Source organism: Pseudomonadota bacterium (assembly GCA_039028935.1).
Lineage (GTDB): Bacteria > Pseudomonadota > Gammaproteobacteria > Steroidobacterales > SZUA-146 > SZUA-146.
In genome coordinates this window covers 61,240-84,881 of sequence record JBCCHD010000004.1, presented here as the reverse complement: position 1 = coordinate 84,881, position 23,642 = coordinate 61,240, and the positions used below count along the sequence as shown (strand labels likewise).

At 55.6% G+C, this 23,642-nt stretch carries 18 protein-coding genes; 8 read left to right on the top strand and 10 right to left on the bottom strand.

Translation table 11 applies throughout. From position 1 onward, the window contains the following. Positions 1–19: 19 nt before the first annotated feature. Both AAF465_03235 and AAF465_03230 read right to left on the bottom strand, forming a co-directional pair. On the bottom strand, positions 20–1,471 hold the full coding sequence (locus AAF465_03235) for a tetratricopeptide repeat protein (GenBank protein ID MEM7081723.1): 1,452 nt from the start codon (positions 1,469–1,471) through the stop codon (positions 20–22). A gap of 109 nt (positions 1,472–1,580) precedes the next feature. Next, positions 1,581–2,114, bottom strand: coding sequence for a PEP-CTERM sorting domain-containing protein (locus AAF465_03230; GenBank protein ID MEM7081722.1), 534 nt, complete (start codon positions 2,112–2,114; stop codon positions 1,581–1,583). Positions 2,115–2,376: 262 nt separating this feature from the next. On the opposite strand from AAF465_03230, the gene AAF465_03225 reads away from it, so the two are divergent. The 3 genes from AAF465_03225 to AAF465_03215 are packed head-to-tail and all read left to right on the top strand — an operon-like array spanning position 2,377 to position 5,211. Further along, positions 2,377–3,219, top strand: a complete 843-nt coding sequence (locus AAF465_03225; GenBank protein MEM7081721.1) for a 2OG-Fe(II) oxygenase family protein — start codon at positions 2,377–2,379, stop codon at positions 3,217–3,219. Further along, positions 3,219–4,196 (top strand): nucleoside hydrolase, encoded by a 978-nt coding sequence (locus tag AAF465_03220; protein MEM7081720.1) that lies wholly within the window; start codon positions 3,219–3,221, stop codon positions 4,194–4,196. Before AAF465_03225 ends, AAF465_03220 begins: the two co-directional genes overlap by 1 nt. 34 nt (positions 4,197–4,230) lie before the next feature. Further along, on the top strand, positions 4,231–5,211 hold the full coding sequence (locus tag AAF465_03215; protein ID MEM7081719.1) for a ribokinase: 981 nt from the start codon (positions 4,231–4,233) through the stop codon (positions 5,209–5,211). Between the two features lie 117 nt (positions 5,212–5,328). Here AAF465_03215 and AAF465_03210 read toward each other — a convergent pair whose 3' ends face one another. Next, on the bottom strand, positions 5,329–5,961 hold the full coding sequence (locus AAF465_03210) for a DUF2799 domain-containing protein (GenBank protein ID MEM7081718.1): 633 nt from the start codon (positions 5,959–5,961) through the stop codon (positions 5,329–5,331). An 895-nt stretch (positions 5,962–6,856) separates the two neighbouring features. Between AAF465_03210 and AAF465_03205 the strand changes: the two genes are divergently transcribed. Together AAF465_03205 and AAF465_03200 are read left to right on the top strand one after the other, a co-directional pair. Then, the gene (locus tag AAF465_03205; GenBank protein ID MEM7081717.1) at positions 6,857–9,871 is read left to right on the top strand and encodes a TonB-dependent receptor; all 3,015 of its coding nucleotides are present in this window, start codon (positions 6,857–6,859) and stop codon (positions 9,869–9,871) included. A gap of 120 nt (positions 9,872–9,991) precedes the next feature. After that, a complete protein-coding gene (locus AAF465_03200) occupies positions 9,992–11,149 on the top strand; it encodes a mandelate racemase/muconate lactonizing enzyme family protein (protein MEM7081716.1) in 1,158 nt (385 codons plus the stop codon). A gap of 131 nt (positions 11,150–11,280) precedes the next feature. Here AAF465_03200 and AAF465_03195 read toward each other — a convergent pair whose 3' ends face one another. Together AAF465_03195 and AAF465_03190 are read right to left on the bottom strand one after the other, a co-directional pair. Further along, a complete protein-coding gene (locus tag AAF465_03195; protein MEM7081715.1) occupies positions 11,281–11,547 on the bottom strand; it encodes a DksA/TraR family C4-type zinc finger protein in 267 nt (88 codons plus the stop codon). Positions 11,548–11,696: 149 nt separating this feature from the next. Then, the gene (locus tag AAF465_03190) at positions 11,697–13,442 is read right to left on the bottom strand and encodes a DUF885 domain-containing protein (GenBank protein MEM7081714.1); all 1,746 of its coding nucleotides are present in this window, start codon (positions 13,440–13,442) and stop codon (positions 11,697–11,699) included. 738 nt (positions 13,443–14,180) lie between these two features. Between AAF465_03190 and AAF465_03185 the strand changes: the two genes are divergently transcribed. Then, entirely contained in the window at positions 14,181–15,908 is a 1,728-nt protein-coding gene (locus AAF465_03185) for a family 16 glycosylhydrolase (GenBank protein ID MEM7081713.1), read from the top strand. 30 nt (positions 15,909–15,938) lie between these two features. Here the strand turns inward: AAF465_03185 and AAF465_03180 are convergent, their stop codons facing one another. The 3 genes from AAF465_03180 to AAF465_03170 all read right to left on the bottom strand — a co-directional run bounded on the left by AAF465_03180 (position 15,939) and on the right by AAF465_03170 (position 18,971). Further along, a complete protein-coding gene (locus tag AAF465_03180) occupies positions 15,939–16,667 on the bottom strand; it encodes an alpha/beta hydrolase (GenBank protein MEM7081712.1) in 729 nt (242 codons plus the stop codon). Positions 16,668–17,161: 494 nt separating this feature from the next. Further along, on the bottom strand, positions 17,162–17,980 hold the full coding sequence (locus AAF465_03175) for a mechanosensitive ion channel domain-containing protein (GenBank protein MEM7081711.1): 819 nt from the start codon (positions 17,978–17,980) through the stop codon (positions 17,162–17,164). A gap of 256 nt (positions 17,981–18,236) precedes the next feature. Next, positions 18,237–18,971 carry a PEP-CTERM sorting domain-containing protein gene (locus AAF465_03170; GenBank protein ID MEM7081710.1) on the bottom strand — a complete coding sequence of 245 codons (735 nt, stop codon included), beginning with the start codon at positions 18,969–18,971 and terminating at the stop codon, positions 18,237–18,239. A 457-nt stretch (positions 18,972–19,428) separates the two neighbouring features. Between AAF465_03170 and glk the strand changes: the two genes are divergently transcribed. Beyond that, entirely contained in the window at positions 19,429–20,445 is a 1,017-nt protein-coding gene (glk, locus tag AAF465_03165) for a glucokinase (protein ID MEM7081709.1), read from the top strand. Positions 20,446–20,469: 24 nt separating this feature from the next. On the opposite strand, the gene AAF465_03160 is transcribed toward glk, so the two are convergent. Next, the gene (locus AAF465_03160) at positions 20,470–21,489 is read right to left on the bottom strand and encodes a LacI family DNA-binding transcriptional regulator (protein MEM7081708.1); all 1,020 of its coding nucleotides are present in this window, start codon (positions 21,487–21,489) and stop codon (positions 20,470–20,472) included. A gap of 98 nt (positions 21,490–21,587) precedes the next feature. Here AAF465_03160 and AAF465_03155 point away from each other — a divergent pair, with 98 nt between their 5' ends. Continuing rightward, on the top strand, positions 21,588–21,737 hold the full coding sequence (locus tag AAF465_03155) for a hypothetical protein (GenBank protein MEM7081707.1): 150 nt from the start codon (positions 21,588–21,590) through the stop codon (positions 21,735–21,737). Here AAF465_03155 and AAF465_03150 read toward each other — a convergent pair. Next, positions 21,734–23,590 (bottom strand): SLC13 family permease, encoded by a 1,857-nt coding sequence (locus AAF465_03150; GenBank protein ID MEM7081706.1) that lies wholly within the window; start codon positions 23,588–23,590, stop codon positions 21,734–21,736. The two genes, AAF465_03155 and AAF465_03150, sit on opposite strands and share 4 nt — an antisense overlap. Between the last annotated feature and the right edge of the window lie 52 nt (positions 23,591–23,642).

The following is a 23,642-nucleotide window of genomic DNA, read 5'->3' as shown; positions in this document are numbered from 1 at the left end:
GTCGGCAAACCCAGTTGAATCAGTTCGGCGAGCTAGCCACGGTCACCCGCTCGAGATCGGCCTCGAGTGCCTCAACCATATCCGGTTTGCCGAGCGAATCGGCAAGTTCGATGGCATCGGTTAACGTGGCCGCGGCGGCGCTCGGATTGCTCGAGAGCATATGGGTGCGCGCTAACGCACGCATGATAGCGACTGTTTTGGGGTCGCCGGGTACGAAGGCCGATTCGAAGAGTTGGATGGCTTCTGGAAAACGGCGTTGTTTGACCATCGCCTCGCCCAATATAAAGCGCAAGTCGCGATTATTGGCATTGAGTTCCAGCGACTGCTGCATGCGCTCGATGCCCTCGTCAAGCCGGCCTGTTTTGCCCAAGGCAAAGCCGAGTTCGGCCTGTATCGCCGCGTCATTGGGCGATTGCTCGGCAGCGCGAGTCAATGCGTCGACGGCGTTTGCGAAATCGCCGGACGAGGCGTAAGCAAAACCCATATTGCTGTCGAGCAAGGCATAGTTGGGATCGATCGCCTTGCCAAGCTCGTGGTGCTCAATGGCTTTGTCGAGTTGTCTGCTCTGGCCATACATACGAATTAAATTAGCGTGGGTCGCGGCGTTATTTGGGTTCTTGTCAAAGGCGAGTCGCAGTTCAGCGATGGCTTCATTCAGGTTGCCACTTCGGTAATGCCGTGCCGCACGCAGCACGTGAGGCTGGTCGCCCACATTCAGGGTGTCGAACTTCATATTGACCGGATCAAAGCCGGCAATCTTCAGTTGGCTGTCTCCTTGCGAGAGCGCGAGCTGCTCTTCGGCGAGCGCTGCGTCGCCATTCATTCGATAGGCCGTGGCGAGGTTAAAATGCACTTCGTTAACCAAAATGCCGTCTTGGATCATATTCTCGAACCGCTTGATCGCCTCAGGCCACTCGGACCGAGTCATGTGAATGCGACCTTTGTAGTATTGCGCAAGCGGATACTTGGGATTGCGATTCAGCGCTTGGTCGAAGTTGGCCTCTGCCTCGTCGAAACGCGCCAGATCAAACAACAGCTCGCCACGCTTCACCACTAGGTCGATTTGATCGGGTTGCGCCGACAGGCCGGCCTCGATGGCGCTAAGGGCCGCATCGGGCTGACTCAAGCGGCGCAACACAAAGGCGTGATAAAACGCCCAGCGCGCTTCATCGGGCTCCAGCAATCGGGCGCGCTGAAAGGCGACATCCGCGGCTTCATCGCGTCCATAGGTTGCGAGCACCAGACCGTAACGGCCAGCTAGCGTGGCGTTCCCAGGGGATTTTTCGACCCGCGCTCGATTGGCGTCGAGCTGATCCGCAACGTCCGCCAGCAACGCACTGGTGTCGACAGCGGGTAACTCAGGTAAATCGATGCTCGGACCGCAGGCCGCGAGCAGAACAAACAGCATCGGGCCGAGAAGGATTGTGCGCAGAGTGGTTGGGTTCGCGCGAGCAAGGCGGAAAAGGGTCATATTGAATGTGATTCCGAACAAGATAGAGGGACCAAGATTACGTTATGCGACGAGCGGGCACAAAAAAGCCCCGCACAAGGCGGGGCTTTCTTGGTATTGCAGTTCGACCTTAGGCGCGGCGACGTGCCACAGCCAGACCGATCATGCCAAGACCCAGCAGAGCGAGGGTGCTTGGCTCAGCAACTGCTGCAGCAACGGTGAAGCTGCCGATGTAGTTGCCGTTGTCGTCAACAGGGTCGATGTCGAAGAACTCGCCACCTGAGAACACTTCAACGCCGTCAACGGTCAGCGTGTATTCGCCGTTACCGAAGCCGCAGCAGATGCCGTCGCCGAAGGAATCAAAGATTGCGAAGAAGTACTCACCTTCTTCCAGGTCCCAAACGAACTGCCAAGGACCAGGGCCTTCACCGGCGAAGTCGCCAGGAAGAACGAAGCCGTCGCCGAAGCCGATTGGTGAGCTGGCGTCAACGTCGTAAGGGATACCTGCGAAGATATCGCCAACCAGTGCTGAGTCATCCCAGATACCGAAAGAGGTTTCGTTCGGGAAATCGTCAAACGTGATGTCGAGCACAACAGGAATAGCGAACACAGACGCTGCAGCCAGCGATGCGATCATACCTGTGAAAAACTTACTTATTTTCATTGTAATAATCCTAATCTAAACGGAGTAAATGTTCGTTTGCGCGAACGGAAATAGGTGTTTCGTGGTCTGTACTATGCATACACCGTGCCAAAAACGATAAGTGCCTGTATTAAAACAACTAAAATTAGTTATGAGTGAATCCGTTTCACATAGTATGACATTCTTGTAAGAAATCCCGACAAGTACAACCCCTGAAGTAGACAGAGTCTTAGGCGGTGTGGCGTCGCCGCATTTTGGGCCGCCCGTTTGTTATGATTCGCCCATGGAATTGGACGCGATTTGCTATACCGACGGGGATGCACCGCAACGTTTCGTCGACAGTCTGCGAGAAACGGGTTTCGGCGTCCTCACCGAGCACCCGCTGCAGCACGACCAGGTCAATGCTATCTACTCGTCTTGGAAAGGATTTTTCGACGATCAGCGCAAGCACGATTACCTCAAAACCGCCGCGCATGACGGCTTTTTCCCGATCGAGGAAGCGGAAGCCGCTAAACACAGCGATATCCGGGATATCAAAGAGTACTTTCAGTTTTACACATGGGGACAATGCCCCGACAACCTGCGTGATGAGCTACTGGCCTATTTTGACGCGACCAGTGCCTTTGCCGCCGAATTGCTCGGGTGGATCGAGGCCCACAGCCCCACCGCTGTCCGCGAGGCCTATTCCGAGCCGCTGCCGAATATGCTCGTCGATTCCGAACAGTCGATGCTGCGTATATTGCATTATCCGCCGCTTCAGGGAGATGAATTACCGAGTGCCATTCGTGCTGCAGCGCATGAGGACATTAATCTCATCACCATTTTGCCCGCCTCACAGGAACCCGGTCTCCAGGTGCGTCGGCGGGATGGTTCTTGGATGGACGTACCCTGTGATTTTGGCAGCCTGATTATCAACACCGGCGATATGCTCCAAGAGGCCTCGGACGGCTATTTTCCATCCACAACCCATCGAGTGATCAATCCTCCGGATGCGGATCACAATCGATCACGGATTTCATTGCCGTTGTTTTTGCACCCGCGGCCCGATGTGGTGCTGTCCGAGCGATATACGGCGGACGGCTATTTAAAACAGCGGCTGGCCGAGTTGCGTGAGGCGCGCAACTAATGATACAGGCTGCCCCTGTGTTGGACGTTATTTTCGATACGGATCTGGGCGTGGACGACGCGATGGCCCTGCTGTATCTCCACGGTTCACCGTCAGTGCGATTACGGGGTATTTGTACTGGGGTTGGGAATGCGCCGGTTGAACTCACTACACGCAATACGCTGTATATGGGTGAGCGCTTTGGTATCGATGCGCCCGTGTATGTGGGTGAGGGGGTGGGTCTTGATGGCACCAATCCTTTGCCACCACCTGCGTTGATTCATGGCCAGGATGGACTCGGCAATATTGGGCCGGTGGTCAAGAGGCGCCAGCCCGAGTCGCAACACGCGGCGGACTATATCGCGGAAACAGTGATGGCCAATCCCGGCAAAATTACGGTTATCACCGTCGGTCGCCTGACCAATTTGGCGTTGGCGTTGCGCCGTGAACCGAGCATTGCGCGAGCGGTCAAGCAGGTGATCATAATGGGTGGTGCCACCGGTCGGCATGGCCACTCGGGCAACGTATCACCGGTCGCTGAGGCAAACGTCTTTGGCGATCCGATCGCAGCGGACGAGGTATTTGGCGCGCCGATGCCGCTGACACTCGTCGGCCTCGATGTTACACAACAAGTGTTTATGACGGATGACGACTTTGATTCGCTCCGTCGCACGGCCGGCGAAGTCGGCGAGTTTATTTACCAAATCAGCCGCGTCTACACGGGATTTCATCGTGAGTGGCGAGGACTTAACGGGTGCTACGTACACGACTCGTCGGCGGCGATATACGCAGTAAAACCAACGTTATTTGATACGGTTCGTGGTCAAATTCGCGTTCCGACGACCGGCGCCGGCGCCGGCCAGACAATCTTGTCTGAAGGCGAGCAGGATTGGTTTGTGTCCGCTTGGCAAGACCGTCCGCTGGTTGACGTCTGTGTCGACGTTGACCGTGAGGCGGTGCTCGACGAATACCGAACCGTGATGGCGCGCTTGGTATGACAACGTCCCCCGTCTACCGCGGAGCGAATATGACATGAGCGGGTCAACCGGCTCGGTGGTGGTGATCGGCAGTACCAACATCGATTTAGTGATGCAGGTCGCTCACTTACCGACGCCGGGTGAAACCGTCGGCGACGGTGCGTTTGTTCAGGCCATGGGTGGCAAAGGGGCCAATCAGGCGCTCGCGGCCGCGCGGGGCGGGGCACCGGTAACTTTCATCAGCGCGGTGGGTGATGACGACTACGGCCGAATGGCGCGTGAGAATCTGGTGTCTGAAGGCTTGGATTGCCAGTTCATGGTGCCGAGCGCTGAACCGACCGGTACGGCGTTGATTTTTGTCGACGCGGACGGAGAAAACTGTATCGGCGTGGCGCCGGGCGCCAACGCAATGTGCAACGCCACGCTGCTCGCGCCGGCGCAGGCGGTCATCGAACGTGCCGCCGTGGTGCTGATGCAGCTTGAAATTCCGGTTGCGACCGTCCGTAAGGCACTGAGCCTTCCTGCCGGCCGACACATGCTCAACGCCGCACCGGTCGGCGCACTGGATCGCCTGGAGCTGACGGGAGTCGACACGCTTGTGGTCAATCAAATTGAGCTTGCGCATCTTCTGGCGCGCATGGACGATCCGGTGTCTGGTCCATCAGGCTCGAATGCGACCTCTGGATTGCGAACTGGCCAGCCCGCAGGCGACGAGGCATTGCGGCGGGCCTGTTCGGTCGTTCACGCACTGGGGGTTCGCGAGTGCGTGGTAACACTCGGTCCGCACGGTGTGTACCTCAGTGAGGAGGGTGTGGGTCTACGACAGCCGGGGTTTGAAGTAGAGGCGATCGATACGACGGGGGCGGGCGATACGTTCTGTGGTGCGCTCGCCGCCCAGCTGGCCGCTGGCCAAACACTACCGGCTGCGACACGTGTGGCTCAGGCCGCGGCAGCCTTGGCCTGCACCGAGCTCGGTGCGCAAACGGCCATCCCGACGGCGTCGGCCGTCCGCGCTTTTTTGGCCCGATCGGGCTAACGACGGGTTCCGATCTCCTCAACGCAGTATCGGAGCGAGCCGCTTTCTTGTCGCGCGACGTGGACGCGATTTAGGCGAGCGCCGCATTCGCACCCGCCCGATGAGCGCGCGCCGCGTCTAGCGGTAGCTATCGCCGAGAAAGTCCAGATAGTCATCCAGATCGCGTTCGGCGGCGACCAGATCACGATTGAGCACAACCAGCTCGATCCGATGCGCTTCCGTGTCCTGCGATTTGCGCCGAATATCATCCACGAGGCGCTGACGATTGTTCGCGTCGCCGGGGTTGTCGACGAGTTCGCGCTCTAAATCGCGTATCGCATCCTCGTCTTGCTCGATGTCGCGTTCGATATCGTCGATGCGATCTTCGATATCGTCCACGATTTGCTCTAGCGCGTATAAGGCGCGCCCGTCTTCAAACGCCTCGAGAAATGCGCTTTCCAAGTCGCTGGGGCACACGCCTTCGTATTGACGACCCTGACGACCCGCCTCAAAGCCATTGGTCGGGATACAGAAGCGACGCACGCCTTCTGTTCGACCGCGCTCATACTCATCGAGATCGGGCGTGACACTCACTTTGGCGCACGCCTTGCGGTGGGCCGCTAAACGTCCCGCGCTGCCGACCAGCCCGTCCTCGTAGCCGATGGCACGCCAGTCAGCAGCCAGGCACTCCTCGGGACTCAAAGACGCGCAGCTCGTCAAAAGACTCACACCGCCGAGGCAGGCGAGTAAGTAGTGCAATCGATAGTTCATAAGCCATCTTCCCTATAGCAGTTGAGTGAGTATGACGCGCAGGTGTTGAACCCACGCTGAATGGGCATCGGGGTGTTGAGAGCGTCGAATTCTCTTACAAATCACTTTTTTTCGCTATGAACGACTCGTCACGAATCACCGATACCGCAACGAAAATCGCCACAATAGTGTGAACCGCTTCACAGTTTTTATAAGCCAATGCCTGATATCGGGCATTTCGGGCGGGTTAGCTCAAACTTGGCCCAAGACTTGCTTTGTAGACAGTAAAAGCCGCCAACAAGACGCGCTCCCGCGGGCCTGCCAGGTGTTTCAGCCAACGGGAAACGAGTATGACGAGTGAAACGGACTCGGCATGCTCGACAACGCGCAGAGCGACGTGCAACGGAAATACTCTGGTCCCCCCAAGGAGAAGAGGAGAAGAGGCAAAAAAGAGCATAATAAACGCCGGGCTTCTTCTAAATACTCGCCCTTCAATCTTTCGGTTGAAGGGCTTTTTTTTAATCCCGATTCTTTGAATCGACGCTAATGTCGTGAAAATGCAACGGGAACGCGCGCGAATGACGTTGAGCGATACACGCTCGCCGCAACGGTGATCGTTGAGTGTGTCAGAAATCCGCAACAATCCGTTTGTATCATTCGCAGTGACGCTTTAGAGTACGCAGTACGAAGGATCGTCACCGTCGGAGGCATTGGGGCTCCGGCCAGTTCATCTTCCAACATCTTTGGGGAAATAACTTGCTTCATCAGGCGTTTGGCGAAGACCGCCGCCGCGCTTTGTTAGATGTGATGTAGGTTAACGTCGACAAGAACGCTCGCTCACTCTATCCAATTTTGCGCATCAGTCAGACTAGCGCTCTGATGAATCGATTTCATTTAATCGTTTTGAGGCTTAACTATGATTAATCCTGTATCCAGCTCGCGGCTTGGTCGCTTTGCCGCGTTACTGGCGGTATTGCTACTGGCGTTGCCGCTTTCATCACACGCTCAGACCACCAGTTCTGCGGTTCGCGGCACAGTCACCTCGGACAGCGGTGACGCGATTGCGAACGCGGTCGTGACCGTTCGCAACGAGCAGTCGGGTTTGACCCGTTCCGCTGTCACCGATGTCAACGGTGAGTTTGCGATTCGCAACCTGCCGGTCGGCTACGACTACAGTGTTAGCGTGTCGAGCGACGGTTTTGGCTCCGAGCGCGTTGAGGGTGTTTCGCTCAATCTCGGTAAAACCGCCGCTGTCAATTTCGATCTCGCCAGTTCCGGTTTTACTGAAGAAGTCATGGTGGTCGGCACCCGTCAGGTCGTCAGTGAGATTGCGGTCGGCCCGAGTTCCACGTTTGGACTCGAAGAGCTCGAGCTCGCGCCTGCGATCAACCGAAATATCACTGACGTTATTCGGGCGGATGCGCGTATTTATGTCGATGAATCGCGTGGGGGCATCAATGCCGTGCAGTGTGGTGGTAAAAACCCTCGTTTCAACAGTCTCACCGTTGACGGTGTGCGTCTCAACGATTCGTTTGGCCTTAATGCCAACGGGTATCCGACCGAACGCATTCCGTTTTCCTACGACGCGATCAATCAAGTGGCCGTGGAATTGGCACCGTTTGATGTGGAATACGGCGGTTTCTCTGCCTGCAACATCAATGCGGTGACCAAGTCAGGCGGCAATGAGTTTTTTGGCTCAACCTTTGTCGACTACACGAGCGACAGCTTGCGAGCGGACAGTCTCGAAGGCGATAGCATCACTTCCGGGGACTACACCGAAACCCGATACGGAATCACCTTTGGTGGACCTATCATCAAGGATCGTCTGTTCTTCTTCGCGGCGTACGAAAAACTCGAAGGCGCTAATCTATTTGACCGCGGACCGATTGGCTCGGGGGCGGTGAACGAAGTGGCCGTTACCCAGGCAGAGCTCGATGAGATTGTGCAGATCGCGAATACGCTGTACCAGTACGATCCAGGCGGCATCCCAGATAGTTTGGATCATGAAGATGACAAGCTTCTAATTAAGCTGGATTGGAATATCAGCGATCGTCAGCGTGTGGCGTTCACCTACAACTATAACGATGGCGAAAACTTCTCGACGGCGGACGGCGATCTGGATGAGTTTGAATTTCAAAATCATCTGTATGAGCGCGGTGCCGAGCTCAATTCCTACGCCGCGACACTCTATTCCGATTGGACGTCCAATTTCTCGACGGAAATTCGACTGGCTCGCGTCGATCTGGACAACCGTCAGCTCACGGTTGGCGGTACGGATTTCGGTGAAATTCGCGTAGAGCTCGACGATGTTGACGTGTACTTGGGTGGGGATGACAGTCGTCAGTCCAATCAATTGAGCTATGACGTGGATACGATTGCGCTAAAAGGCAAGTACCTCTGGGGTGATCACGAATTTACCTTTGGCTACGAACGCGAAGAATTTGATGTGTTTAACCTCTTTGTGCAACACACCGAAACCGAAATTCGCTTCGATGGCATTGAAAATTTCCGCAATGGCTTTGCCGACGCGATTTACTACAACAACGCCCCCTCCAACAACCCGCTGGATGCAGCGGCCGATTGGGGCTACGAGCTCAACACACTGTATTTTCAGGATGAGTTTCTTGCGACTGATCGTCTAACGATCGTGGCGGGTGTTCGTTACGACTGGTACGGCACCGATGTTGCACCGGCCGAGAACGCGACGTTTTTGGCCGACTACGGTTTTTCCAATTCGAACACGGTGGATGGCGAAGGTTTGCTGCAGCCGCGATTTGGCTTTACCTATGAGTACAGTGACAACACGACGTTCAGAGGTGGTATCGGCCTGTACTCAGGCGGCGACCCGAACGTGTGGTTATCCAACAATTATTCTGCCAACAACGTGCTTCAGTTCGGCCAGCGCGGCCGCTCATTCGGTTACACCGATGGCTCGCGTTCGCTGTTTGATGCCGATGTGGTCTACCTCGGTCTCGAAGATGGCGTACCCAATGGTCCCGGTTATGGCGTGCCCTCTGAGCTGTTCAATGCTGTGGCAATGGGGGTTGGCGACAACTTCGAGATTAACTACCTGGACCCGGATTTTGATCTGCCCTCCGAGTGGAAATACGCGCTGGGCGTGACGCACATCCTTCCTCAGGACTATGTATTGAGTGCCGATCTTCTGTACACAGACGGTCAGGATTCGGCGATTGTCTTACGTGGTGATTTGGAGCAGACCGGCACCAACCCGGACGGCTACCCGATTTACGATTCGGTTCGAGAGCCCAGCTTTGTGCTGACGAACAGTAATGTGGGCAACCGCTCGCTGAATTTCTCGCTTGGCCTAGCCAAAGCATTCGAAAATGGCTTCGATTTTACCGTCGGGTATGCCTACAGCGATGCAGAGGATGTCAGCCCAATGACGAGTTCGGTGGCGTTTTCTAATTATCAGAACCGCGCATTCTTTGACCCACAGGAAGACATTCGATCCACCTCCAACTACAACATCAAACATCGTTTCACGTTCACGACTAACTATCGTCGTACGTTTTTGGATAAATACGATGCCACGTTGTCGTTCTATGGTGCCGCGAATTCCGGTCGTCCGTTTAGCTATGCATTCAATGGCACGATCGATCCGTTTGGCTTCACGCCGTTCCTCGATTTCCGCGACAACGTTTTGCGTCCGGGAGACGGTCGTAATACTGAAACCGGTTCTTGGTGGCGGAAGGTCGATATGCGCCTGAACGTCGATTTTCCTGGGTTCCGTGAAGGTCATGAAGTGGGTGTGTTTATGGTGGTTGATAACCTGACCAACTTACTGAATGACGATTGGGGCGTGCTGTATCAGCACAATTTCCCTCGCACGCTTGAGCTTGGTACGCCTGAGAGCCGAGTGGGCGATGCCTCACGTTATGAGATACGTTTTGGCTTTCAGTACGACTTTTAGTCGACGTATCGCACAACCAGTGGCGCATCGCGTCACATAAAGAAACCGAAAACACCCGCCTCTGGCGGGTGTTTTTTTATACACTGCATCGTGACTTGAAGTGGACGGATGTATCTGAAAATGAACACGAGTTTCTCAGCGAGCCACGCGCCTAACCCACTTGCCGCCATCACTCGTGTGACGGTATACGTCGTAGTTCAATCCCCGCCAGAGTACGCCTGGTCGCCCGTCATGCCCGAGGTGTTGAACACGGATACCATTGTCAAGGTCGAGGATGAAGACGGTTTCGTGGGCGGTGGAAGTGTTTGCACGTTCACCGAATTCGGAGCGGATTTGTCGGTCGCGCATAGCCTGCGTCCGCTCATCGTTGGGCTTCTCAATAGCCAATCTCGGTCGGTGGACGACCATTGGCGGTGGATGAGCCAGCGCAGGCCGGGAGTGTCTAATCCCGCGCTGGCCGTGGTGGATATCGCGCTGTGGGATCTACTGGCAAGGCGATGTGGCAAGCCGCTTTATACCTTGCTGGGTAATGCACGCGATCAGCTTCCCTGCTATGCGAGCGTGCCGGTTATGGATACGCCAAAACAGTACATCGAGCTCATATCGAGTTTACAGTCCCAAGGTTTTGGCCGGTTTAAATTTCATTACAAATCAACGGCGGAGTCCGACATCGCGCTAATTGAGGCCGTAACAGCAGCCTTTGCACACAGTGACTGTCAGTTTATGTTCGATGCGGAAGAGTTGTATAGCGAAGACGCGGCGCTGGCGGTTGCGAAGGTCGCGTCTGATGCCGAATTTCTTTGGCTCGAAGCGCCGTTTAATGATCATGACTGGGCGGCGTATCGGCGCCTACAGGCACAAGTCGATACGCCGATCTTACCGGCCGGTAATAGCGTGGTTGATCAGGCGCATCTGGCTCAGGCCATCGACGCGCAGTGTTGGAGCGCGTTACGGATTGATGCGGCGACCGCGGGCGGCATTACGCCCGCGCTCGGCATTTTCAATTTGGCCAAAAAGGCCGGCTTGAACGTGGAATTGCAATCGTGGGGTGGATCGTTTTCGACGGCGGCGAATCTCCATTTGGCGTTGGGTCAGAACAATTCCACGTTTTTTGAGGTACCCGTGCCGCGTCATGATTTCGATTTAGCGGGGTGTTCGCGGTTTCCACTCGAACCGGATGGTTCGGTTCACGCACCGACGACGCCTGGCATCGGTCTGGTTCTCGACTGGCCAACGATCGAGGCGACCGCCGCGGAACGTATCGTGTTTGGGCGCTAGGCGTTATCCGGCAAGGTGGATTGGCGTGAGCAGACAGTGGGTCAAGAGCGCTTGTTAGTTTGGCGTCGCGGTGCGATGCGCGGTTGTCTTGGCGACATTGTGCAGACTAGGAGTCGTGTCGCGGAACAGGCTCAGCGCAGCTGACTGTCCTTGCTGCCGCGTCGGTTGATACCCGATTGAGTGAGTCGACTGGCATCGAGTTCTTCTTGGCACTGAACGCAGAGCGTGACACCGGGCACGGCCTTACGGCGAGCGTCGGGAATGAGTTCGTCACACTCTTCACAGGGCTCGCGTCCTGGGCCACGGGCGAGCTGACTGCGCGCGCGTTTAACGGCGTCTTCAACGCTTGCGTCAATTTGTTCCTGAACGGCGCCGTCGCGCGCCCATCCCCCTGCCATGTGCCTCTCCTGATCGGGCCATTAACCCTCGCCCGCTGTGTACGCAACGCGGCCCGACACCTTAGCATACGGAGCAATCGATCGATCAACACAAAAAGGCGCGAATGAAGCGAGCTCCAAACGCGCCTTAGGGCTGGATAAGGCCTTGTTTACATTTGCACAAACTTCTCTCTAATGGCCTGCGCAAGGATGTCTGGCGGCAACAGTCCTTGCGCGAGAATAAAGTCGTGGAAAGCTTGAGCGTCGAACGCCTCGCCCATGGCGATTTCTGTTTGAGTTCGAAGTGCTTGCAGATTGAGGTACCCGTAATAGTACGCGGTCGCCTGACCTGGAATACGATAGGTGTAGCGTTCGATCTCGTTCTGGGCCCAGGTTTCGCCTAGCACCACATCCTCTTTGAGGATACGTTTGGCTTCCTCGGGTGTGATTCGACCTAAGTTCAACATCGGATCGAGGTACATTCGCGCCGCGCGGGCTAAGCGGTACTGTAGAGAGATCATTTGCGCATCGAGCGGCATATAGGGTTTCGCGATGGCTTCGGCATACAGCGCCCAACCTTCGACATTCGCACTATTGAACGCAAAGACGCCCCGAGTAATCGACACGCCGCCTTCGATCATGCTCGAAAACTGCAGTTCGTGACCCGGTCGAGCCTCGTGCGCGGTGAGTGTCCATGCCCCGGCTTTGTATGTATCGTCCGATTCGGGCCAGGTACCGTCCTCGTTTTGCTCTAGCAATGGAATAACAAATGTTGGGTATTCACCGGTATTGCCGATCAGTCGTGGCACATCCAGGTGAGCGGCCGGCTGTCGCGCTGTTTCCGCCGCCGTCGCGATGCGAATACCGGCCTCGCGCTCCGGAAGGCTCACGAGCCGCTCAGCACGAATGATGTCTTCAAGTTCGCCCAAGACATCTCGATAGAACGGCAGCAATGCGTCACCCGTGACGCGGTCTTCTTTTAGAAGTCGGATCACCTCACGATAATCTTTTGTTTCATAGCCTTTTTCTTGCGCAACCAGTGGCGCAAGCGCCTCCATTTCATTGCGGATGTCCATATAGCCGGCTGTGGCTCGCTTAATGAGCTCTTCTGGATCCGCGTCCACGCCCCAATTTTTCAACGCGTCGCGATACATAACATTCGGTAGGCGGTAATCCTCGCGAGCGCGAGGGAGCATTTCGGCGCGTACCCAATCGTTATAGTCGTTGAGCTGTTTGGCCAATGTTTCGTAAGCCTCTTCCCAGCCGGTGAGCTCTGTGCCCTCAAATAATTCTTTGATACCGGTGATAAACGTCGCGCTGCGTTCCAGGTCTTGTTCGACTTCGCCCTTGTAGGGGCCAACCAGACCTTTGACTTTGAAGCGTTCTTTGGTGCGTGCTATGGCGTGCTCCACAATGGGCGTATAGCCGCGTTCAATGCCGGCGTATTTCTTGAGTCGCACGATGGCAGCGGGGTAGCGTTCCGCAGGGATCTGCGGATCGATAAGGCCGCGAATACCACTAAAGACCGTGCTCGATACATTGTAATAGGGCAGCATGTTGTCGCGATCGAGTTTGGTCGACGTCAGGCTGTCTTCAATCGCTTTGATGAGAATCTGAAGATCCTGACGCACGGTCGGGTGAGTTTCGTCATCGAGCTTTTTGTTCAGTGCTTTGAGCGTTTCATCAAAGTCGGCCAAAGAGCGTTTGTAAATCCCCTTGTCCCAGACACTGATGTCTTCGTCGAGACCATCCACGCCGAGACTACCGGCTCCCTCGGGACTGTATTTGGCCATGGCTTTCAGAACAATTTGCGCATTGGCATTGCTTGTCTCGACCCAGTTGTCGGATGCCATGGCGTTAAGGGCGAAACCACAAAATGCAATAAAGAGCAGCCGGGTGCGATGAATCGTGCGCATAGTAGTACCTCAAAAACAAATAGATGAAATGCAGAAGGGCATTTTATGAGTATGACGCACCACCGCCTCAAAGGGTTGCGCTAAGCACAGAGACGGGCGATCAAGCGGGCTGGGGATGTTCACGCACCGACCAGTCGGGTCGGCGGCGCATGGATTAGTGTGTGCGTTTAGTAAACACCATCGACACGCATCGTTACGCGAAAGTACCGTGCGCCAGACCCGGCTCGCCCTTTACGGGCATTAGATTGACAACGTTGTCACCTATGGTTAGTGTGAGGTAAACGGGCCAGCAGAAGGTCGATGGGTCGAATGCTTGCCACAGCCGATGACCGACGGCCATGTCAAAACATAAGCATATGTTTTATTTATTGATTACAGTGCAGCCGGTGAAACTTGACCGCCGTAGGGCCTCAGCCGACAACGTTGTCACTGCGGCTTCACTGGCGCCGCGACATACTCTGTCGGCTCGGATTAAGCGGCCGCCCAGGGTGTCCGGAGGACGCGCATTGAAATGTCGACGTCGCTGGTTGCGCGCCATTTATGTCGAAACAAGCTTTGTAAAACAAAAAGTTAAGATACGATAAGGAAAACTAAGCTAAGCTCTATCCAAGCGGTCGCTCACCGCAGGGCAAGTGCAAATAGCCAATAAAAACAACGATATCGGGATAAATGCCGCAATATCGGTACGCGATCAGGTTCAGGGGTCCGCGAACCCCTCTAATTCGGAAGTAATGTCCTATGAAACACTCGACCTTGCCGCCCTTCGGGCAACCACTCGTACAGACGTTGTGTCTTGTCCTTCTGGCGGTGATGACCGGCAGCGCTCAGGCAAACTGCGCATTCGATCCCGACTGCCCGTTGGTGTGGGCGGATGAATTTGATGGCACCGAACTCGATCAAACGAAGTGGAGCTACATGATCGGAAATGGCCAACTCTACGGTATTCCCGGGTGGGGCAATAACGAGCTGCAGTACTACACCAGTGTTAACGACACGGTGGCCGATGGCGTGCTGACGATCACCGCCAAAAACGACGGCTTCGCGGGCTATAACTACACATCGACTCGCATTCGTTCGTTGAACAAAGGCGATTTTACGTACGGCCGGATTGAAATGCGTGCCAAGTTGCCGACTGGGCAGGGCATGTGGCCAGCGTTTTGGATGTTGCCATCCGCGAATGCCTACGGCACTTGGGCGGCCAGCGGTGAAATCGACATCATGGAACAAACCGGCGATCAACCCGATCGCGTGTTTGGCACGATTCACTACGGCGGTATGTTTCCCGAAAACGTGTTTACCGGTAACGCCACTAATTTGCCGGCAGGAACGGCCACCGACTTTCACACCTACGCGGTGGAGTGGCAGGCCGGAGAAATGCGTTGGTACATCGACGATGTGCTCTATGCAACGCAAAATGCGTGGTATACAACCAACGGCAATTTCCCAGCGCCGTTTGATGTCGACTTTCATATGTTGCTGAATCTGGCGGTGGGCGGGAATTTGCCGGGCCCGCCTGATGGCAGCACGGTGTTTCCGATGGAATACGTGATCGACTACGTGCGCGTGTATGAGCTGCCTGCCGAAGTGCCTACCTCACCGGATTTGGTCTTTGACGATCTGGAACACGGCGATCCATTTGGTAATGATTGGTTCAGTTTCAATGGCTCGGTTGGCGGAGGTGGATTGAATGCCTCGAGTTCAAACGTGCCACCGATTGTCGGTGGCGAATTCGCGATCCAAGTAGGCTATGGCACTGGTGGCTCATCCGGTTTCGCCGGGGGCATTGGCCGCAACATGCCGCTCGATTTGTCGGGTATGAGTCGCTTCAGTTTCTGGATTGATCCGCTCGCGAATCAGTCTTACACGATCGAACTCAATTTTCTGGATGACGACGACAACGACCAAACCGTCATGAACCCGCCCGATGGGGCGGACGACGAGTTTCAGTTTAACTGCGTCGTGAGTCCGACCGGGCCCTGCGCCGTTGCTGGCGGTGGCTGGCAGGAAGTGGTGATCGAACTCGATCAGCTGTTCGATGACAACAGTTATCACTGGGGTGGTAACGGCAGTTTTGACCCGTATGTGGCGACTAATGGCCCGCTCACGGGTGTGGTCATGACCTTCAATACAACCGGTTCGAATATTAATTTCTCAACGGATCTTTGGAAGTTCTCGTCCGCCGCCGATACCGATGAGGACGGTGTGCTCGACAGCGTCGACAACTGCACGGCTGTGGCCAATGTCAGTCAGCGCGACACGGATGGTGACGGTTTTGGCAATGACTGTGATCCGGATTTGAACAACGATAACATCGTCAACTTTCTTGATTTGTCGTTGTTCAGCGGCGTGTTCCTCGGCGACAGTGAGGATGCGGACTTTAATGGTGACGGCGCGGTGAACTTTTTTGATCTGGTGATCATGCAGGGGTACTTCTTCAATCCACCCGGACCCGCAGCCGGTCAATAGGCCGCCCGCGTTGATCCGCGTGTTTGTCGCTTAGCGGTTACCGGATCGATGCAACGCTTTGGCGATCGCGCGCCAAACCAGCGGATTGGTGCCCATGCCGATATGTGAGCCTGCGACCCGCACGTGGCGTGCTTGGGGATTGTAGCGATCTATGGCCGCCCGCCACCCGACGATGCCATCTGATTTGCTGTAGATCACAGTGAGCGGCTGACTGATGCCGTGACTGTTGACGCTGTGGATATAGTCTTCAAGTGCGTCGAGATCCAGGTTGCGTCGGCCCTCATACAGTTCTGCGGTTGAGGTGTACTTCGGTCCGCCTTCAATGGGTGTTCCGTAGGTAATGACCTCGCGCACCGAGTCGGGTGCAAGACGCGCGACTTCGCGTGCAATCACACCGCCTAAACTCCAACCCACCAACGTAATCGGCTCATCGGGGCGGCGAACTGATTCAATATGATCGAGTAACCGGCGGGCGTCTTCTTCGGGTTGTCCTTTGTTGCGACCCTGCGACCAAGGCAGTGTGGTGTAACCCAAGTAGTCGAGATAGTTGCGAAGCGCCCAGGTGGATGCGTCGCTGGCTAAGAAACCCGGAACAAACATCACTTCGCGGCCGTCACCGCCCGGCATCGTCAGCAACCAAGGTGCGGCTGGAAACAACGTTAAGGCCTCAAAAGGGGCGCGGGCCTCGCCATACTGATACAGGCGCGGTGGTGGTCTGAGTCCATATTCGGCTTCGCGTGTGGCGGCAGAGTTCGGCATGCCGGATCTCCTAGTTAGCGGAGGTCCGAGTCTAGAGCATGTACGCCAAAAATGCTGCACCACACAAAAATCAAAAATATCCTGATATTTCTAACTAACTGAATAAAATGGTTATTTTCTAACGACCTAGGGCAGCCATGAGCGATCGAGGGGCCATTCCAAGTCAAAATGCGCGCGATTCGGGTCGGGTTGGCCATCGATGTCGACGCGCTATCGATACGCGCCGAAAGGCCCGTTGGCGCGGGTTGGTGAACGGTGTCGAGTAATTTATCGAGCGAGCGAATCGACCGCGTGGCTCGAACATTGGTTGAGTATCGAAGGCTGGGAGATCCAATTATTGAGCCTGGTCGATGATCGGGCACTCACCCGACGGCTTCTCGTATTGCGGGAGCAGAATGTTTTGGTAAACAGGGCGCAGGCCCTCATAAACTGGACGGCCATAAAAAAAGCCCGTCGCTCGAACGAGTCGAGGCGACGGGCCGGATGTTGTCGCGCTAACTGTTGTGATTAAACACGTGCACGTCACGTTGCGGGAACGGAATGTTCACGCCCGCCGCATCCAATGCCTTCTTCACCACTTCATTGAGGTGATGCGAGGCTGGCGCGTATTCGGCCGAGCGCACCCACGGACGTACCGCAAGATTGACCGAGCTGTCGCCAAGTTCGGCCACGCTCACCTTGGGCTCTGGGTCTTTAACGACGTACTGATCGTCCTTGATCGCCGCGATGATCGCTTCGCGGGCTTTCTCAATGTCATCGCTGTAGCCAATACCGACGACCAATTCCATGCGTCGCAGTTCGGACTCAGTGTAGTTGATGATTTGCTCCGACATGATTTGGCCGTTGGGAATGATGATTTTCGTTTTGTCCGGCGTACGTAACACCGTGGTAAACACATCCACCTCTTCGACAAACCCTTCGGTGCTGGCCACGTTGACCAAGTCACCAAGCTTGTACGGCCGGAAGATAATCATTAACACGCCCGCCGCGAAATTGGCCAATGAACCCTGGAGCGCTAAGCCAACAGCCAAGCCAGCGGCACCGATCACGGCCACCAAAGACGCTGTTTGGATGCCGAGCGCACTGATTGCGGCGATAATGACAAACGTCATGATGATGGCGTACAAAATATTGCGAATAAACTTGCGCAACATGTCGTCCATACCGCCGCGCTTCATGAGGCGATCGGCGACTTTGCGAATAATGCCGGCCGCGATTCGGCCGACGATAAATATAGCAAGTGCTTTGAGTGCCAATACGCCATACTCGATGCCATACTGCTGAATCTTCGGTAACCACTCTTCCCAGTTCATAACGTTCCCCCCGGTAATGACGTTGAGTGGGCGCACCGCGCGCCCGGTTGGTGGAGAGCATCATATACCGAATGGACATGATTTTGCGGTTCGCGCCACAATCCTTTACGTCTGAAGTCGCTCGATGATCGGTGTGATCCCGCGCGACTGGGTTCACACTGTGTGATGTACAAAAAAAACGGCGCTACCCGTGAGGGCAGCGCCACTTTTCTTCTTACAGAGTACTTCTTAAGTGGTACTTATAGACGTTTCAAACTTAGGCGCGGCGTCGCGTAGCGAACAAGCCCAGCAGCGCGGAACCGAACAGCCACACAGCAGCTGGCACAGGCACCTGGCTGAAGTTCACGTTGTCGTAGAACACGCCGGATGCGTTGAAGTTGGTTGCCGTGCTGGCAAAACCGAACTGCAGAATGTGGCCTTGTAGACCGCTGTTGATCAGAATCGAGATCGTGTAGCTGTTCCAAGCTGCGACATTCGTGGTGTCGATGATCAAGAAGCTGCTCAGCGCAAAGCCCGCGTTCGGATCGAGCGTCTTGATGAACGCGAGTGATGTGGTGGGTGCGGCCAGGTCGTTCACCTGGGCGTCAAACGAAAACTCCCACGTTGAGCCAACGTCGCCGGCACCAATGATCTGCTCTTGGAAGACATTGGCTTCAATCAAGTTGCCATTGCCGTGATCACCATTATTGTAGTCACTGTAGACCACCATCTGCTGATTACCTTGTGCAGCACCGCCTTGGCCGACCGCAACAGCCGAGAAAGCCGGACCGCCATTGGGTGCCGGGTTGGGGCCGTAGCCGTACAGATAGCCACCGCCGGCATCGAAGACGTTGGCAAATACCAGCCAGCCATCGCCAGCCAACGCGCCGCCATCGGTGTCATCCAGGCTCTCAAAGTCCTGGCTGTAGCTCGACAGCGCTGCCTGACTCATCGGTGCTAGCGCAAAGCTTACGATGAGTGCGGCAAGTAGTTTCTTGCTCTTGTTGAACATGAGTCTCTCCCCTCTTTTTAAGTGCTTTCGTCGCGTTTTGCGATCGAAACGGTAAATTCGGTACTGCGTTTTGTTTTACTCTTTTTGCTGTAGGCAAAAGCCTGAGACGCAGGATGTTTGCTCACATGCTCGTTACCCTAGGCGAAAATTGATAACGTTGTCAATAGTGTCATTTGAGAGTGCTGCCGGGAGGCTGGAAGGGCGATTTAACGATAGTCAGGGTTTTTTAGATAGTTCATTAATAACAGATACTTAAGTATCAGCTATTCCGGCTATGACCATTATTAACGACGCCTAGGATAAATTGACAACGATGTCACATCTGCTATAACGTGACGGTATTCCGGGGTTTTAGAGTGTGGATAGCCCGGTGACAATGAGGCGTTCCGAAAGAAGGGCGCCAGGCATAACAAAGAGTGTACTTGCTCGTCACCGAGTGCACGATGGATTGAATCGAATGACCGAACGCACATCCCAGACACCCTTGCATGCAGGCCCGATCAGCGAATACTCGCCCGAATATTCGCGTTTTGTTGCCGATATCGGCGGCACGCACGCCCGTTTTGCTTTGGTGGCCGAATCACCAGAGTCAGGGCGGGGCGCGCTGGTCGACATCAAAGTATTCAAATGCGCCGATTTTGACGGTCCGGCTGAAACGGTTATCGCCTATCGCAATTATCTGGGCCGCAATCTCCCCGATCGCGCTTGTATTGCGGCGGCGGGACCGGTCGACGATGGCACCGTGCAGTTCACCAATCTGAACTGGACGCTGTCGGCGCAAGAGCTGCAAAAAACGCTCAACCTCAAAAAGCTCGAAATTGTTAACGACTTCACAGCCGTTGCGCATGCCATTACGCAGCTGTCAGCGGATGAAACACGCGTTTTGCATGAGGGTGTGCGAACAGGCGTCCGCAAGGTGGTGGTTGGCGCGGGTACTGGATTGGGTGTGGCGGCGATGACGGAAGTGGAGGGCGAGCCGCATATCATCGACAGTGAAGGTGGCCATGCGCGCTTTGCGCCGGCGAGTCGCCGCGAGCGTGAATTACTCAAGGTATTGAGTCGTCGCCATGATTTCGTGTCGATGGAAATGTTGCTCGCGGGGCCAGGAATCCCGCTGATCCATCAGGCGCTGTCACAAATGAATGGCCGTCCGTATTCGCCGATGACCGCCGAAGCCATTACGTCACAGGCTCGCGAGGGCGCCCAAGCCGATTGCGAAGAAACCATCGAGCTCTATCTTCACATTTTGGCGGCTTACTGTACCAACCTTGCCATCACGTTTTGTGCTCGTGGTGGTCTTTATCTCAGCGGCAACATCCTGCGCTCGATTGAGCCCTTATTTTCGCAAGAACGATTCGTCAATCGATTTCTCAACGCAGGCGCGATGTCGGACCTTGTTGCACAAACACCGGTCTCACTCGTGCTCGTTAAAGACCCGGGTCTGTACGGCGCGGCTTTCTGCCGCATTGAGTAGACGGTGATGTTCGAGGTGGCGCGGTTAGCGTGGTCCGACACTACCGGTTGATTCTCTGAGCACAAGATACGAGTCGATCGACTCAGACTGCACATCCGTAGCGCGACCGTGAAGCTGATCAAGCAACAGCGCTGTCGCGCGCTCGCCCATGCGTTTGACCGGTTGTTTAACCGTTGTAAGCGACGGCCACACCTGACTCGCCATGGGAATATCGTCAAAACCGGCGACAGAGAGTTCATCGGGAAGATTGAGCTTCATTTCGTGAGAGACGCGTAAAACGCCGGTCGCCATATCGTCGTTGCTGGCGATGATGGCCGTTGGCCGTTGAGTTTTTAATAGCAGTTTGCGCGCACACTCTTCGCCGGACTCAAAACTGTTATTGCCTTGAATGATCAACGATTCATCGAGCTCGATACCACATGACGTGAGGCCGTCTTGATAACCGAGATAGCGATTGGCGACCGCCTTGTGATCGGGGTGGCCGATTATGAACGCAATTCGTTGATGACCCAGTGACGCCAGATACCGGGTGAGATCGGCCACCGCGTCGCGATCGTTGGTGGTGACTCGCAGAGTTCCTTGTTTGGGTGTGACGGCGGCAATACGCACATACGCCGTGTTGAGTTCGTCGAGCTTGTTCATGAGCGTAATGTCGTCGGACAACGGCGGCGTAAGAATAAGGCCGTCCGCATCCGCGTGACGTACGAGTTCTTCTACTTCGTCACACAGTCCGGGGTTTAAGTAACTACAAGGATGGATAACCAGGTCGTAGCCACGACGCCGCGTTTCATCGATAACACCCTGCTGAATGTTGGCAACGTAGCTCGAGCTCGGGTTGTCATAGAGCAATCCCACCAAGTATGAGCGACGGCCTTTTAGGCTACGCGCGGAGGCCTTGGGTCGATAGTTGAGCTCGTCGACAGCCTGCTGCACCGCGGCGCGCGTGTTTTCCCGCACATTGGGTTCATTATTGATCACGCGGGATACGGTCTTAATCGAGACACCCGCCCGTTTGGCAACGTCGTGAATATTACTTTTTGCCACGTTCTGCGCTCCTTCCCTTGACGCCCGAGGATGTGCTGTCGGCGTCTTCAATGCTCGCTGGGTAGAAAGTGTACTGGCTGGCGACGGCGGGAGAAAGCGTGACGAGAAAAAGTCACCGAATTACGGCATCGCTACCGGGCGCGCACACGGCGGTAATGGGGCTGAGCGATTGGTCTCGAGTCAATTCGGGCCTGACGCGCGGCAACGTGAGTTCGCAGGGTGTGGAGTCCTTCATTAAAGTGGCTTAGAAAATGAGATTGAGCACGACGAGCGAGACCACAATAAACACAACGGTCATCACGCTGCCCGCGCGGATAAAATCGCTGACACGATAATCGCCAGGCCCCATCACCAATGCGTTGACTTGATGAGTCGGAATCAAAAATGAGTTGGACGTTGAGATCGCTACGGTCAAAGCGAACATGGCTGGGTCGGCGCCGGTGGCCAGGGCGATATTGATGGCAATCGGCACCAGAATGACCGTGGCGCCGATGTTGGACATGACCAGCGTGAACGCCGCCGCAATGACGGCCAGCATGAGTTGCAGAACCCAGGCCGGCACGCCGTCAAACAGCGCCAACGCATGGAGCGCGATGTAGTTGGCGGCGCCCGACGACTCGACCGCATGGCCTAGCGGCAGCAAACCTGCTAAGAGGAAGACCGTTTTCCAACTCACCGCGGTATAGGCCTCGTCCATGGTGAGCACGCCGGTGACGATCATGCCCACTGCACCGGTGAGCAGCGCGACCGGGAGCATGACGTTGGTAAAGAGCACCAGGCCCAGTGCTAAGGCAAAAAAGCCTAGGGCCAACCACAGTTTATACGGCAAGCGTTCCTCGCGCGGGTAGTCGGTGGTGACGATGACCAAGTCGCGATCGGCTTCGAGTCGCGCCAGGTTGTCCCACCGCGTGTGGCACAGCAGCGTGTCGCCCGCCTGCAAGGGAATGTCCTGCAGTTTGTGTGTGATGCTGTGGTCGCTGCGATAGATCGACAGCATGCTCAGACCATAGGACATACGAAGGCGGATGTCGCGCACGCTCCGCCCGATGAGCGTGGAGTCTGGCGGTATGATGATTTCGGCGACGCCGGCGATCGATCGCGCGAGCAGATGCCGAAACTCGACGAGTTTTGGACGGATTCGCAGGCCATTGGCCGTGATGAAATGTTTCAGTTCATCCGCCTGAGCAATGACAGCCAGAGTCGCTGGCGCTGCAATGGGCGCTTCGACCGGTGGCGCGACGAGTACTTTGCCGGCATAGCGCGAGGCGACAATGCGCACTTCAAACTCGCGCTGAGCGCTTTTGATGTCATGCCCGACCAGCGGACTGTCGATAGGCACTTCGACTTCGCGCACCGCGGCGTCGACACCATGCAGACGTCGCAGATAGCGAATGGTGCCGGCCCCACGTGCGCCCACTTTGCGTTCGCCGCGCGGCAAAACGTAACGTCCGAAAAACACAAAATAGAGAAGACCGGCGGCCACTAAAGATAAGCCCACCGGTGCCACGGCGAACAGGCCGAAGTGCTCCATTTGTTTCGAGGCGGGCAACGTGTTGTTGGCGTTGTCGAGCAGGTCATTGAGCATGATCAGCGGGCTTGAGGCAATCATCGTAATCGTGCCGCCCAAAATGGCACAAAACCCCATGGGCATCACAAGGCGCGACATGGGGAGTCCGGTGCGGGACGATATGCGCGCGACGACGGGCAAAAACAGCGCAGTTGCACCAATGTTTTGCATAAACGCCGAAATCATCGCGACGGTGCCGGATACGAGCGTCACAATTCGCGATTCGGTTTGACTGCCGAAGCGCATAATCGCCCAGGCTACGCGCTCCATAACCCCTGTTTTGTCGAGGCCACCGCCCAGTATCATTACCGCGATGATCGACACCACGGCGTTACTGGACAAGCCTGAAAACAGCACATCTTTGTCGAGCAGTCCGTCGAACCCGGGGACATAGACAATGAGCCCGAGTAATGTCATGACAAGCACGGCTGTCACGTCGACACGCAGCAACTCCTTGCTGAACAGGATGACGGCAAAGACCACGAGTCCCATAACAAGCAAGATTTCGGTAGTGAGCGTGGGCAGTGCATCCATAGAACGAAGAGAATACCATGTACGAGCGAATGGCATGGATTAATGGGAGCGG

What these genes read in the sequence shown, in the direction of transcription:
- AAF465_03210 (MEM7081718.1), bottom strand. Translation starts at nt 5,961, where the DNA reads ATGAACTATCGATTGCACTACTTACTCGCCTGCCTCGGCGGTGTGAGT.
- AAF465_03205 (MEM7081717.1), top strand. Translation starts at nt 6,857, where the DNA reads ATGATTAATCCTGTATCCAGCTCGCGGCTTGGTCGCTTTGCCGCGTTA.
- AAF465_03150 (MEM7081706.1), bottom strand. Translation starts at nt 23,590, where the DNA reads ATGGATGCACTGCCCACGCTCACTACCGAAATCTTGCTTGTTATGGGA.
- AAF465_03170 (MEM7081710.1), bottom strand. Translation starts at nt 18,971, where the DNA reads ATGTTCAACAAGAGCAAGAAACTACTTGCCGCACTCATCGTAAGCTTT.
- AAF465_03230 (MEM7081722.1), bottom strand. Translation starts at nt 2,114, where the DNA reads ATGAAAATAAGTAAGTTTTTCACAGGTATGATCGCATCGCTGGCTGCA.
- AAF465_03190 (MEM7081714.1), bottom strand. Translation starts at nt 13,442, where the DNA reads ATGCGCACGATTCATCGCACCCGGCTGCTCTTTATTGCATTTTGTGGT.
- AAF465_03235 (MEM7081723.1), bottom strand. Translation starts at nt 1,471, where the DNA reads ATGACCCTTTTCCGCCTTGCTCGCGCGAACCCAACCACTCTGCGCACA.
- glk (MEM7081709.1), top strand. Translation starts at nt 19,429, where the DNA reads ATGACCGAACGCACATCCCAGACACCCTTGCATGCAGGCCCGATCAGC.
- AAF465_03220 (MEM7081720.1), top strand. Translation starts at nt 3,219, where the DNA reads ATGATACAGGCTGCCCCTGTGTTGGACGTTATTTTCGATACGGATCTG.
- AAF465_03215 (MEM7081719.1), top strand. Translation starts at nt 4,231, where the DNA reads ATGAGCGGGTCAACCGGCTCGGTGGTGGTGATCGGCAGTACCAACATC.
- AAF465_03185 (MEM7081713.1), top strand. Translation starts at nt 14,181, where the DNA reads ATGAAACACTCGACCTTGCCGCCCTTCGGGCAACCACTCGTACAGACG.
- AAF465_03175 (MEM7081711.1), bottom strand. Translation starts at nt 17,980, where the DNA reads ATGAACTGGGAAGAGTGGTTACCGAAGATTCAGCAGTATGGCATCGAG.
- AAF465_03180 (MEM7081712.1), bottom strand. Translation starts at nt 16,667, where the DNA reads ATGCCGAACTCTGCCGCCACACGCGAAGCCGAATATGGACTCAGACCA.
- AAF465_03195 (MEM7081715.1), bottom strand. Translation starts at nt 11,547, where the DNA reads ATGGCAGGGGGATGGGCGCGCGACGGCGCCGTTCAGGAACAAATTGAC.
- AAF465_03200 (MEM7081716.1), top strand. Translation starts at nt 9,992, where the DNA reads ATGAACACGAGTTTCTCAGCGAGCCACGCGCCTAACCCACTTGCCGCC.
- AAF465_03225 (MEM7081721.1), top strand. Translation starts at nt 2,377, where the DNA reads ATGGAATTGGACGCGATTTGCTATACCGACGGGGATGCACCGCAACGT.